This window comes from Cohnella nanjingensis (genome assembly GCF_014212125.1).
Taxonomy (GTDB): domain Bacteria; phylum Bacillota; class Bacilli; order Paenibacillales; family Paenibacillaceae; genus Cohnella; species Cohnella nanjingensis.
On record NZ_JACJVP010000074.1, the window covers coordinates 1 to 13,791 of the forward strand.

6 protein-coding genes are annotated in these 13,791 nt (G+C 68.1%); 1 reads left to right on the top strand and 5 read right to left on the bottom strand.

Translation table 11 applies throughout. The annotated features are described in order from the left end of the window. From H7C19_RS32430 to H7C19_RS32450, 5 genes are all read right to left on the bottom strand, one after another. Nucleotides 1-1,274: AAA family ATPase (locus H7C19_RS32430; RefSeq protein WP_185673232.1), on the bottom strand; the 1,274-nt coding region annotated here is incomplete at its 3' end. After that, nucleotides 1,271-2,455, bottom strand: coding sequence for an exonuclease SbcCD subunit D (locus tag H7C19_RS32435; RefSeq protein WP_185673233.1), 1,185 nt, complete (start codon nt 2,453-2,455; stop codon nt 1,271-1,273). The genes H7C19_RS32430 and H7C19_RS32435, both read right to left, overlap by 4 nt. Before the next feature lie 22 nt (nt 2,456-2,477). Next, nucleotides 2,478-6,464, bottom strand: coding sequence for a UvrD-helicase domain-containing protein (locus H7C19_RS32440; protein WP_185673234.1), 3,987 nt, complete (start codon nt 6,462-6,464; stop codon nt 2,478-2,480). Next, nucleotides 6,461-9,997, bottom strand: a complete 3,537-nt coding sequence (gene addB, locus H7C19_RS32445) for a helicase-exonuclease AddAB subunit AddB (RefSeq protein ID WP_185673235.1) — start codon at nt 9,995-9,997, stop codon at nt 6,461-6,463. Before addB ends, H7C19_RS32440 begins: the two co-directional genes overlap by 4 nt. A gap of 1,267 nt (nt 9,998-11,264) precedes the next feature. After that, nucleotides 11,265-12,650, bottom strand: a complete 1,386-nt coding sequence (locus H7C19_RS32450) for a class I SAM-dependent rRNA methyltransferase (RefSeq protein ID WP_185673236.1) — start codon at nt 12,648-12,650, stop codon at nt 11,265-11,267. Nucleotides 12,651-12,788: 138 nt separating this feature from the next. Between H7C19_RS32450 and H7C19_RS32455 the strand changes: the two genes are divergently transcribed. Beyond that, nucleotides 12,789-13,772 carry a Na/Pi cotransporter family protein gene (locus tag H7C19_RS32455; protein ID WP_185673237.1) on the top strand — a complete coding sequence of 328 codons (984 nt, stop codon included), beginning with the start codon at nt 12,789-12,791 and terminating at the stop codon, nt 13,770-13,772. Nucleotides 13,773-13,791 lie beyond the last annotated feature (19 nt).

Sequence of the window (13,791 nt, forward strand, 5' to 3'; positions counted from 1 at the left end):
CGGCTGGACGCTTCGGCGCGCGGCTGCAGCGCCTCCCATTCCGCGCGCAGCCGCAGCTGTTTGTCGCGGGCTTGGCGCAGGCGGTCGCCCGTGTGCGCGAACCGCTCTTCGAGCGCCTGCCCGCGCTGCTCGTCCTGCGCCAGTATACCGGTCGCTTCGGTCCATTGGGCCTGCCACACCCGCGCTTCTTTCTCGAGCTGTACCGCCTGCTCCAGCCGCTCCAACCGCTGAATGAGTCCCGGCTCCTGCGCGCCCGATTCGGATTGGGCGGCCTCCCACGCGGCCGCGGCGGTCTCCGCGCGCGCCGTTTGGGCCGCGGACGCGGCTTGCGCGCCTTCGCGCTCCCCCGTCCGCGCCGCCAGCTCGCGCTCCGCCTCGTCCGCATCGCGGACCGCGGGCAGCGCGCTCGCCGCCCGCTCGAGCCTAGCGGCCTCCGCCTCTTGCTCGGCGATCGCCGGCGCTTGCCGGGCGAGCGCCTCCCATTGCGCCTCCAGGCGCCGCAGCTCGATCTCCCGCTCGCGGCGGCGGCCCAGCGCCTCGTGCGCCGCTTCGGTCTCCGTCAGCAGGGCCCGCAGCCGTGCGGCTTCGGCACGCGCGGACGCGAGCCGCTCGGTCGCGGCCGCGAGCGCTTCGGGCGAGGCGTCGCCCAGCCCGAGCTGCTCCGCTTCCGTCTCCTTCAGCCGCATCCGCACGCCGTCGCTGCGCGCCGACAGGCGCGCAGCGAGCGCGTCGCCATAGCGTTCCAGCCGGAACAGCCGCTGCAGCATCTGCCGTCGATCCTTCCCCGCAAGCGTCAGGAACTCGGCGAACTTGCCTTGCGGCAGCACGACCGCGCGCGTGAAGTCGGTCATCGTCAAGCCGATGAGCCGCTCCACCTCCGCATCGACTTCGGACTGCTTGTCCGCGAGCACGCGCTCGCCTTCCGGCGAGAGCTCGATCAACCGGCAGAGCGCGCCGTGGACGGCCGACTCGCCGGCCCGCTTGTACTGCCGTTCGACGCGGTAGCGCAGCCGTTCGCCCGCTCCCGACATCTCGAACGTCAAGGCGACGGAGAGCTTGTTCTCCGCCCCGTTCAGGATGCCCTGCGTTCCCTTCGGCGCGCGCTCCACCCGCCCGTAGAGGGCGAGCGTCATGGCGTCGAGGATGGAGGATTTGCCGCTGCCGGTCGGTCCGAAGATGCCGAACACGCCGCCTTGGCAGAGCCGCTCGAAGTCGACCGCCTGCTTTTCCCTGTAGCTCTGTATTCCCGCCAGCTCTAGCAAAATGGGCTTCACGTCTCGCTCTCCTCCTTCTCCGCCTCGTCGTGGATGAGCGTCAGAAACAACGAGACGAGCGCATCGTCGGCTTCGCCCCCGCCGGTCTGACGGCGATAGAATCGGCGGAACAGCTCCTCCGGCGGCAAACCGCCTCGCTCGCGGCTCGGCGACTCGCCGTTCTCCGCGGCGTTCTCGTAGACCGGACGGATCTGCAGCAGGCCGTCGCAGCTCGTTCGGAGCGCGCCGATCTGCTCCAGGGTGAGCGCCTCCGTCAGCCATAGCGTAAGCTCGATCCAGGCGCCCGGATCCCGCTTCTCGTCCAGCCAGCGGTGCACTTCGGCGAGACCGCCCTGCGCCTGCCAGCGAACGAGCGGACGTCCGCAGGAGAGCAGCACTTCCCGCGGCTCTACGATCCCGCCGGGAACCGCGTCGAACAGCACGACGGACTTGGCCTGGCCGGCTTCCGAGAAGCTGTATGCGAGCGGGGAGCCGCTGTAGCGGATCGTCTCGTCTCCCGCGACGCGCTGCGGACGGTGCAGGTGGCCGAGCGCCGTATACTGCTGTCCCGCGCGCAACGCGGAGGGGTCGATCGTGTAGGCGCCGCCGACTTGGATCGGACGCTCCGACTCGGTCTCGCTCCCGCCGAGCACGTAAATATGGCTCATCGCCAGGTTCACCGTGTCCGGGCGGAACGCCCCGCCCATCGTCCGCATCAAGCGGCCGACGCGGTCGGAATACGCCGCCCTTAAGGCCTCTTCGTCCATCGCGGCATGCAGCAGCTCGTTCAGCCGCGCCTCGGACGGATAGGGCAGCGCGGCGATAATCGCCTCCTCTCCCGTACGGGCGATCCCCACCCGGACCGCTTCCGCCTGCGGGAGGCCGATGAGCCGGACGCCGTGCCGCGCCGCCAGCGGCGTCGCCGCCGCGACCCGGTCCGGGTGGTCGTGGTTGCCGGCGATGACGGCCACGGCGCGGCGTCCGCCTTCGGACAGCCGGGCCAGGGCGTCATAATACAACCCTTCGGCCGCGGCTGGCGGGTTCACGGAGTCGTAGACGTCTCCGGCGACGAGCACCAGATCCGCCTGCTCCTCGCGCGAGAGACGCACGAGCTCGTCGACGAACGCTTCCTGCTCCGCCATCCGGCTCCGGCCTTCCAGCGTCCGGCCGAAATGCCAATCCGCCGTATGCAGCACCCTCATGCCGCTTCACTTCCTCTCTCTATTAGAACAGCCTAACCGTACGACCGCCGTCTATGAAATATATATAGCCTTCCGCCACCGGCTCTCCCATGATCCGGCCGATCGCGCCCGCATACTGCTCCATTTGGAACCGGTGCTTCTCTGCCGCTTCCGCGAAGGCGTCGCCGAAGACGGTATCGGTCTTGTAGTCCACCAGAACGAGCCCGTCCTCTCCCGGGAACAGCACGTCGATGACCCCTTGGATGAGGACGGTCTCTTGCGAACGCTCTCCCTCGAACAGTCCGGGATGCGCCTCCTCGGCGGGAATGCCCGCGCTGAACGGCCATTCGCGCCAGAGGCGCTCCGCCGACCGCATTCGCGCGAACAGCGGCGTACGGCCGAACGCGACGATCGCTTCCGGGCCGATCGCCTCCCGCTGTTCGGGCGTGAGGATCCGGTCCGCGACCAGCTTCTCCAGCCACGCCTCGACGTCCGGGACGCCGAGATCTTCGCGCAGCGGCAAGTGCTGCATCGCCAGATGCACCGCCGACCCCCGCTCCGCGGGCGTCAGCCGCTTAGCCGACAGGAACTTGGGGCGGCGCAGACGATACGTCATCGTCGCCGCGTCCGGCAGCTCTTCCGGGTTCCAGGCAGGATGGCGCGCTTCCTCGTTGTTGAACTCCTCCGGAGAAAGACCGTCCGATGCCGTCGCCATGGGCTGCCGCTGCTGCTTCATCGCCGTGATCGACGTCTTGGCGGCAGCCCGGGCAGCGGCCGCGTGCGGATCCGACCAGGACAGCGCAGCCGCGGCCTGCTCCCCCGCAGGCGAAGGCGCGACCGGAACGGGTTCGAGCCTCTGCACGAGATTCCAGAGCGGCTCCCCGTCGGCCGGCGTCTCCGCCGCCGCGGCTGCCGCGCGCATGAACGCCGCCGCCGGGACGACCCTGCACGACCACGGCGGCGTCGACGACGCGCCCGACTCTCCCGCGCTTGCCGGGAGCGGCGCGCCCGACGAGGTTCCTAAGCGCCAATCGGACCCTGCCGACAGCGAAGCCGGCCCCAGCCAATCGAGATAGCGGGAGGCAGCCGCGACGGCATGCGCCGGCAAGCCTTCCGCGGCCGAGGCCGCCGTCCGGCTCCACCGCTGCAGCTCCTTCTGCGCGTCCTTCGTCGTTCCGACGAGGATCAGCTTCTCCTTCGGGCGCGTCAGGGCGACGTAGAGCACGCGCATCTCTTCGGCGAGCATCTCCGCTTGGAGCCGCCGGCGTATCGCCAGCTGCGGCAGCGTCGGATAGGCGACGCGCGTCACCTGCTCGACCATGCGCGGCCCGAAGCCGAGCTTCTTGTGCTTCAGGAACATGCCATTGAGATCCTGCCGGTTGAACTGGCGCCCGAGCCCCGCCACGAACACGACGGGGAACTCGAGCCCCTTGCTCTTGTGGATCGAGACGACCCGGACGACGTCCTCCTGCTCGCCGATCGCGCGGGCGGCCCCGAGATCCGCGCCGGTGTCCCGCATGCGGGACAGGAAGCGGAGGAAGCGGAACAGTCCCCGAAAGCTGGAGTTCCGCTCGTATTGGCGCGCCCGGTCGACGAGCGCCCGCAGGTTGGCCTGGCGCTGGACGCCGCCCGGCAGCCCGCCGACGAAGTCGTAATAGCCGGTATCGCGGTACAGCATGTGGAGGAGCTCGCCCAGCGGTTCTCGGCGGGCGAAGTTGCGCCAACTCTCCAGCGCCGCCGCGAACGCGGACAGCTTGGCCCGCAGCTCCGCCTCGACCGTTCCGGAATCGTCGCCGGCGGCCGTCCGCACGGCATCCCAGAACGAGCCGGAGCGCCGGACGATGCGGATCCGCGCGAGCTGCTCCGCGTCCAGGCCGACGAGCGGCGAACGCAGGACGCCGGCCAGCGGGATGTCCTGATCGGGATTGTCGATCAGATGCAGCAAGGACAGCATCACGTCGACCTCGGTCGCCGCGAAGTAGCCCGTCGCCAGATCCGCGTAGGCCGGAATCCCCGCCCCCTGGAGCTCTTCCAGAACGGCGGGCGCGAGCGAGGTCGCCGCGCGCAGCAGAATGACGACGTCGCGATAGGCGAGCGGGCGATGAAGGCCGGATTTGCCGTCATAGACGGCAAAAGGCGGCTTGCCGCTCCCGTCCGTGCCCATGAGGCGACGGATCTCCTCGGCGATGCAGCGCGCTTCGAGCTGCACGGCCGCCAGGTCCTCCTCGGGCACGGCCGGCGTCTCGCCCGCTTCGCTCGCTTCTTCCCGCTCGCCTGCGGCGGGAGCGGCATCCCCCTCTTCGTCAACGGTTCCGGCGCCGGCTTCGATCAGGATCATCTCGACCTGATACGGATTGCGCTCGCCGGACGTCAAGCCCAGATCTTCGGCGTCCAGCTCGTCGGGCGGATACCCGTTGCCGTAGATGAGTTCGGCCCGGCGGTCGTAATTCATCTCCCCCACCGGCTCGCGCATGATTTGGCGGAACACGTGGTTGACCGCGTCCAGCACGCGCGCCCGGCTGCGGAAGTTGCGGGCGAGGTCGACGCGCAGCCCCGCGCCCGTCGTTCGCTCTCCGCGCTCCGTTCCTTGCGGGGTCCAGACGTCGTAGGACTTGTACTTCGCGAGGAACAGCCCAGGCTCCGCCAAGCGGAACCGGTAGATGCTCTGCTTGACGTCCCCGACCATGAACACGTTGCCCGGTTCTACCTTCGCAATGAGAGAGACGATCGCCTCCTGCACCTCGTTCGTATCCTGATATTCGTCCAGGAGAATCTCCCTGAACCGTTCCCGATAGTCCAGCGCGGCCGGCGACGGAACGACGCGCCCGGGTACCGAGGCGGGATCGCGCAGGATGCGCAAGGCATAGTGCTCGAGGTCGCCGAAGTCGAGCAGCCCCTTCGCGCGCTTCGCCGCCTCGTACCGCTCGCCGAAGGCGATGACGAGCGCCGCCAGCTCGGCCATATCCGGCGCGAGCGCCCGCATCTCGGACGCGTACTGCTCAGGCGTGCGCACGAACCATTCGTCCGCCAGCCGGTTCACGGTTTTTTTGGCGTCGTCCCGCGCTTGCTTGACCTGCTCTTGGAGCGCCGGATCGTATCCGTCCCCGCGGCACGGCTTGAGGCGGCCGAACGCGAATTCGGCGAACGCCTCGCGCCACTGGGCCCAAGGCTTCGCGCGCACCGTCTCCAGCAGGGACAAGACGACATCCAGATCGTCGGCGAGCGTGTCCGCGTAAGGCTGCGGACCGCCCGGCAGCGCCGCGATCCCCTGCGCGCCGCGGAGCAGCTCGACCGCTCCCTCGAGCGCGAGCAGCACGTCGGCGCGCATGCTCTGCACCCAAGGCGTGTCGGCCAGCGCCTCCGCGTTCGCGACCCGGAAGCCGGCCGCCGTCCGGGCCAGCCACGCATCCGGCTCCGGATGGCTCCGGGAGAAGTCGTACAGCTCGAGCGCGAGCCGGTGCAGCGGCTCGTCGCTGCGCTCTCCGCCGAACAAGTCCGCCAATCGGGCCAGCGTGCCATGCTCGCCCTCCGTCTCGTAGCGCTCTTCGAACAAGGCGTCGAGCGTGTCCATCCGCATCAGCTCGGCTTCGGTCTCGTTCGCGATCCGGAAGCCGGGATCGAGGCCGATGAGCGGCGCGTACTTCTCCAACACCTCCATGCAGAAGGAGTGCAGCGTCGTGATCGAAGCGCGGGGCAGCAGCGCCAGCTGGCGCCGGAGATGGGCGGAATCGGGCTTCCGTTCCAGCGCGTCCTCCAGCGCGATTCGGATGCGCTCCTTCATCTCCGCGGCCGCCGCCTTGGTGAAGGTCGCGACGAGCAGCGCGTCGACGTCGAGCGGCCGCGCTTCGTCGGCGATGCGGGAGATGATGCGTTCGACGAGCACGGCGGTCTTGCCGGACCCGGCGGCGGCCGCGACGAGCAGCCGGGTGCCGTCCGCCGCGATGGCGGCCCACTGCTCGTCCGTCCAGCGGCTGCCCGCCGGTTTGGCGTAGGTCGCGGACAGATCGGGCATTTCCGTATGTACGCTCATTCCGCCTCACCCTCCTCTTGGTCGGCCAGCCACCGCCAGACTTGCTCCTTGCTGCCGGGCTTCGGCAGCGCGTGATGCCGGTTGCCCTCGAGCTGCCCGTCGAACTGGCAGACCGGCCGGTATTCGCACACCGTGCACGGGCTCTTCTTGTCCAACCGGTAAGGCGCGATCCCGACGTCCCCGTCCACGATGCGCTTGCCGATGCGGCGGATGCTGCTCCGCACCGACTTGCGCAGCACGTCCCATTGGCCGGGTTCGGCGACTTGGGAACGGGCGGAGAACGATCCGTCCTTCTTGAATTCGACCGGGACGATCGCCGACTTGCCTGTGACGGCGAGCGACTCGTCCATCAGCTGCACCGCTTCCCCGTCCGCCAGGACGAGTCCCTGCATCCGGTACTCCTTCAGCATCGCCGCCCCGGCCTCGGCCTCGCCCATGCCGTTCGCCGTATGCAGCAGCGGATTGTGCACGTGGAAATAAAGCACGCCCGCCGGATGCGCCGGCCTCCCCAGCCAATGCGGCGCGTGCGTCACGACGACGTCCAGGTAAGTCAACATCTGCAGCGACAGGCCGTGCGCGACCTCGTCCAGCTTGAGCTTCACGGCGCTCGACTTGTAGTCCATGATCCGCAGCAGCACGCCTTCAGGCGTCTCCGCGGCATCGACGCGGTCGATCCGTCCTGCGATATCCATCCAGCGGCCTCCGCCGAGATCCAGTGACAGAGGCGGCAAAGCGCCGTCCGGACCGAACGCGACCTCCAGCCCGACGGGCCGGAAGGCCGACAGCCGGACATGTTCGCCCAGCATGGTCGACGTCTTCGAGACGATGTCGCGCAGCTTGCGCGCCATCGCCTGATGCCGGTGGGAGGAGAGCAGAATCTGCGATTGGACCTTGGGCAGCAGCCGCTCCACGGCGGCGGCCGCCTCGCCTTGCCAGCGCTCGGCCTCGAGGCCGGCCGGCCCTTCGGACAGCAGCTTCTCGGTCGTCTGGCGCAGCGCCGCATGGAACAGCTGGCCGATATCGGGCGCGTCGACCCGGTACAGGCGCCGTTCGTGCAACCGGAGGCCATGCGCCGCGAAATGCCGGAACGGACAAGCCACGAACCGCTCCATCCGGGAGACGCTGGCCAGCAGGCGATCGCCGTACAGCAGCCGGCTGGTGGACGGCGTCAGGGGCTGCTCTTCGTTCGCGTAGCGCAGCGACGAGAGCAGCGTGCCGAGCCGCGAGCGCCAAGGCTCCCGCTCCGCGAGCCACCGGTACACGGACCACCAGCCGCGCGCGAGCTCGCCGCCTTGGCGCCAATGGCGCAGCCGGGCGACGGTATAGGTCAGCGCGCGACCCGGATGGGCGACGCAGGCGAGCTGGCGCGCCTCCGGGTCTCCCGGCTGCGGCTCCGCCGCCAAGGCGCCCGTCGGCAGCCCGGGGAACCAGCCCCGCAGCCGCCGGATCATCTCCGACGGGAGGAGTCCTTGGCCTTCTTCATCCGCCAGCGGATAGCTGATCCATAGGTGGCGCGATGGCGTGGTTAAGGCCAGATACGCCAGGAAGCGCTCGTCGAGCAGCCGTCTGCGGGCGCCGGGCGCCGAAGGCATGCCGGCCTGCGCCAGCCGTTCGCGCTCCGTCTCCGACAGGAGACCGTTCTCCCGTATCGCCATCGGCATGACGCCGTCGTTTACCCCGAGCAGATAGAGCACCGAGATTCGGTCCGACCGGGTGCGTTCGGGGCTCCCGATCAGCACGCCGTCCAGCGCGGGCGGCACCGCGCCGAGCTTCAGCTCCTCCAGGCCGGCGTCGATCATGCCGGCGAAGAGGGACGGATTCGCATTCTCCTCGCCCATCAGCTCCACGAGCTGGTCGAGCAGGCCGATCACGCCGTCCCACAGCGGGCGGTGCATGCGCGCCTTGCCGGGTTCGCCCGAAGCTTCGTCGGCCCGGCTCCACAGCTCGAGGCGGTCCGCCGCCTGGGTCTCCTCCAGCAGCAGAAACAGCGCCTCGCACAGATCGCGAACCGTGTCCGCCTTCTTGAACCGCGCCTCCAGGCGGCGCAGCGGACCGATCAAGGCGTCGCGGGAGCCGCGGATTCGCTCCATCGTTCGGTCCTCGCGGCCCTCCTCTTCCTCGGCTTCGAGATCGCGGCCGGACAGCGAATACCAGGCCCGATCGTCGTGCCAGCGCCAACCGTCGATCCCGGCCGCGAGCACGTAATTCTCAAGGAGATCGACTTCCGCGCGGCCCACGCTCCGGCCCGGCGAATGCAGCAGATCGGTCTTCGCGCAGCGGAACAGCGCCTCCAGCTTCCAGCCGCCGGTCACCGTCTCGAGCGCCGAGCGCACGAATTCGACGAGCGGATGATGCGCGGCCGACGCCTTGCCGTCGAGGAAGAACGGGATGCCGTAATCGCCGAATACCGTCGCCAGCAAGTCGGCGTAGTCCTCCAGCCGCCGGACGAACACGGTCATGTCGCGCCAGCGGCTGCTCCCTTCGCGCACGCGGCGCAGCATGTCGCGCGCCGCCGCCTCCGCCTCGGCGCGCCGGTTGGCGGCGGCGTGAAGCGACACGCCGCAATCGGGATGTTCGGGCTGCAGCAGCGCGGGATCGCCGGACCAGCGCAGCCGGATATCCGCGGCGCGCTCCAGGTGGGCCAGCATGGGACTGTCCGCATAACGGGGAAGCACGTCCGGCGTCAGCACCGCGAACGGTTCGACGGGGACGCCGGCCGACTCGGCCAGCTCGCACAGCCGCGCGGACGTCTCCGCGGTCGGGTGGAACAGGGCCAGCTCGTCGGGCCGTTCGCCCGCGCCGTACGGCCGGTCGACGCAGAGCGTCACCGTCACGCGGGCGCAGCGGCGAAGCAGCGCTTCGATGACGGCGTATTCGTTCGGGGTGAAGCCGTGGAAGCCGTCCAGCCAAACTTCGGCGCCCTCCAGCATGCCAGAAGAAGCCGCGCCCTGGACGAGCCAGGCGAGCGCGTCTTCGCCGTCAAGATAGTGCCCGTCCAATTCGCGTTCGACGTCCGCCTGCAGCAGCGTCAGGTCTTGCAGCTTGTCCGCGAGCATGTCGCTAGACGCCTCGTCCTCGCCCGTTTGGGCCGCGGCGGCCGCGGCGGCTTGACGGAGCGTCCGGCCGTCGATGCCGTACCGCTTCCATTCGGTCATCAGTTCGTTCAGTTTGGTCACGAGGCCGGCGGCGGACGCCCCTCCCCGAAACAGCTTCAATTCGCCGCGCCGGCGTTCCAGCGCTTTATGTATGAGCATCGCCTTGCCGTTCTCGCCGATCGGGACGACCGCCGCCCCGCCCGTCTCCTGCATGACGCGGAAGGCGAGCCGCCGGAAGCTCAGCACCTGGGCCCGCATGAAGCCGCCCAGTCCCGGCGTGGTGACCATCGCGTACTCGGCCTGGAACGTCGCCTGCTCCGGCACGAGGAGCAAGAGCGGCGGACCGGCCGGATCGGACTGCAGCCGGTGCCGAATCTCGTCGAGGCAAGTCCGGGTCTTGCCGCTGCCGGATCGCCCGGTGAGAAGCCTGAGCGCCACGTTGTCCAACCTCCTGCCGTTCTATTAGTTTGTCTATCATTGTACCATATCGCCGCACATGCGCACAGGCGTTCGCCAGCCCCGCATTTGGCCAAATCGAGTCGCCCGCGCGCATTTGCGAAGATCCGCGAACGTTTAGGGCATGGAGAAAAGCGCACGCCAGCCCCTTTGGACGCGGACGGTCAAGAAACTTCGAGACGCAATGTCCCTATGGATCTCAACATCGCCAAGCAGGCCGGCAGACTCGTATCTACCAGCCTCTCGGAATGCCGTTGCTTTCCCGAGAGAGCGCCGCATCCCGCGGAAGAGGAGCGAAGGGGATCGCGGGGGGAGGGAACTCCCTCTTCCGAGCAAAACGGAATCTTGGCCTGTCGTAACCTTAGGGCGGCTCTATCCAGTTTTTTGGGGTTTACGCGCCGTGACGGATTTAGGACGGCGTAACCCGATTTTTCGGGTTACACGGTGCTGAGACGGCTTCTGGGCGGCTCTAACCCGATTTTTTCGGGTTACACGGTGCCGAGACGGCTTCTGAGCGGCTCTAACCCGATTTTTTTCCGGTTACACGGTGCCGAGACGGCTTCTGGGCGGCTGTAACCCGATTTCTTCGGGTTACGCAATGCCGTGACGGCCATTGAGCGGCTTTAACCCGATTTTTTCGGGTTACGCAGTGCCGTGACGGCTATTGAGCGGCTTTAACCCGATTTTTTCGGGTTGCACGGTGCCATGACGGCCATTGAGCGGCTTTAACCCGATTTCTTCGGGTTAGGCAATGCCGTGACGGCCATTGAGCGGCCTTAACCCGATTTCTTCGGGTTACACGGTGCCGAGACGGCTTCTGGGCGGGCCGTGACCCGATTTCGGGTTACGCGGCGACGAGAGACGATGGCCATCCGCGAAACCCGCTGTCTACGCGCAATCCACCTCTCGCGTGGTCGTCCGCCTTTCTCACGCAGCTATCTGCTTCCTCGCGTGGTCGTCCGCCTTTCTCACGCAGCTATCTGCTTCCTCGCGTGGTCGTTCGCCTTTCTCACGCAGCTATCTGCTTCCTCGCGTGGTCGTCCGCCTTTCTCACGCAGCTATCTGCTTCCTCGCGCAGACCCCCGCTTGCATCCACGCTCCGCCACCCACTGCCAGCTCTCCTTACCAACTCTCCTTACCAGCCCCCCTTGCAGCTTCCCCCAACGAACAAGAGGCCGCCTTCCAGCCGAGAACCGGCTGAAAAGTAGCCTCTTGCGCGTTGGCGAAGCGGCGCAAGCCGCTTTTCGCCTTACAGACTCTTGCGGCTGCGCACCTCGAAAATGCCGAACTTCAGGTAGTGGCCTTCCTCGACGCCGCCGAGCTGCGGGTGATCCTTGCCCGCGCCGCGCCATTCGACGCGGCGGAGCGTCTTGCCGGCGTCCTGCGCCGCTTCGAGCAGCGTCTCGAGGAACAAGTCCGGGCGTACGTGGTACGAACAGCTGGCCGTCACGAGATAGCCGCCTTCGTTGATGAGCTTCATCGCGTGCAGGTTGATGTCCTTGTAGCCGCGGATCGCGCTGGGCACGGCCCGCTTGGTCTTGGCGAAGGCCGGCGGATCGAGGATGATGACGTCCCACGTGCGGCCCTGCTGCTCCAACGGCTTGGACGTATCGACCTTGCCTGCGCCGCCGGCGCGCGCGGCGCGGGCTTCCCGGCCGCCGACCTGCTGCCGCAAGTATTCGAACGCGTCGGCCACGACGAATTCGACCCGGTCCGTATACCCGTTGCGCTCGACGTTGCGGCGCGCCGTCTCGATGCCGTGCTCGGAGATGTCGAGGCAGGTGACTTTTTTGGCGCCGTATCGGCAGGCGTGCAGCGTGAAGCTCCCTGTATGCGCGAAGCATTCCAGCACCGTCGCGCCGTCCCAGTATGGGAAGGCGACTTCGTTGCCCTTGGCGTTCACCGGCACGCGCCGAACGCCCTCCTCCGTCTCCCGTTCCTGTACCGTCACGCCGCTGCGTCTCCCCCAGCCGCGCATGAGCGGCGCGATGGCCGCGCGGTTCTCGCGCTGATCGAAGAAGTAGCCGGTCTTCTGGCCGCCCTCGATGTCCACTTCCACCTTCAGACCGTTCTCCTCGATCTCCAGGTAGCGCGGGCATTCTCCGTACAGCACGCCGGTGCGCTCCTCGAGCCCTTCCAGCGTGCGGACGCCGACGTCGCTTCGTTCATAGACGCCCTTCGGCGCGAATACGTCCACCAAGGCGGGCAGCCATTGCTCGCGCGCCTTGTCCATGCCGAGCGTGAGGACCTGCACGACGAGCACGCCCGCGAACCGGTCGACGACCAGCCCCGGCAGGAAGTCGGCTTCGCCGAACACGAGCCGGCAGGATTCTTCTTCTCCTACGAAACGTTCGCGGTACTCCGCGCATTGCTTGAACCGGTCGCGGAACCAGTCTTCCGACAACGCCTCTAGCGGTCCGTAGGAGACGATGCGCACCGCGATCTGCGAGGCCGGATTCCAGTAGCCCGTCGCGAGGAATTGCCCCCGATGGTCGCGCACCTCGACCAAGCCGCCCGGCTCGCTTTCTCCCTCGGTCCGTTCGATTTCGTTCGCGAAGATCCACGGGTGTCCCAGCTCCAGCCGCGGACGGCGGGAACGGTTCAAGATGACGCGCGCTTGCGCGATATTCGTCATCGGCTTCAACCCCTTTCTTAAACATGTCTTGTCCTATATCCGCATAAAATGGCAAGTGGATCTAACGCGAACGAGACCGCTTGCCATTCGCTCCATCTTGTTGCGAGACCGATAATGATGCCTGAAGGAGGGCTCCTCATGGTCCTAACCCTCGCCGCCTTGTCTCTCGTCGGCATGACGCTGCTCCTCGGCGGCATGAAGATCATGGAGGCCGCCTTGAAGGAATGGGCCGGAAGCCGGCTATCCGCCGCCGTAGGCAGACTGACGTCGACGCCGCTGCGCGGCTTCGCGCTCGGGACCGTCGCTTCGGCGCTCCTGCAGAGCAGCACGGCCGTCACGGTGCTCACGATCGGCCTCGTGAACGCGGGCGTCATGCCTTTCGCCCGAAGCCTTGGCATCATCCTCGGCACGAACGTCGGGACGTGTCTAACGACGGAGCTGATGAGCCTGCAGCTGCACCGCTACGGCCTCCCGCTCCTCGCAGCCGGCTTCGCGCTATGGCTGTGGACGGCGCTCGCCGACGAGCTCGCGGTGCTGCCGAAGCTGCCCGGCGGCCTTCACGCGCCCTTCCGGTACGGCGGCGCCGCGCTGGCCGGCTTTGCCCTCCTCCTCGTCGGCTTCGCCGTCCTGCGGACGATCGGTCCCCTGCTCCAGCAGGAAGGCGCGTTCCAGCGCCTCATGACCGTCGCGGAACAGCAGCCGGTCTGGGGCTTGCTGGGCGGCGCGGCCTTGACGGCGCTCGTCCACTCCGGCTCGGCGGTCATCGGCATCGCGATGGGCCTCGCTTCGACGGACGCGCTGTCCCCCTTGACCGGCGTCGCCGTCGTGCTCGGCGCGAACGTCGGGACGTGCGTCACCGGCCTCATCGTCTCCCTGGGCGGCAGCCGAGGCGGCAAGCTCGTCGCGTTCGCGCAGATCGGTCTCAACGTCGGAGGCGCGCTGCTCTTCTACCCGTTCATGCGGGAGCTGCTCGCGGGCGCCGCCTACCTCGCGCCCGCCGATCCCGCGGCGCAGATCGCGCACGCGCAGACGATCTTCAACCTCGCCTGCTCGGCGATCGCTTTGCCGCTGGCTTACCTGCGCCTGCGCAAACCCTCGCGGCCCGTCTATCGTTCCCGCTGACGGGCGGGTTCCGGGTCGC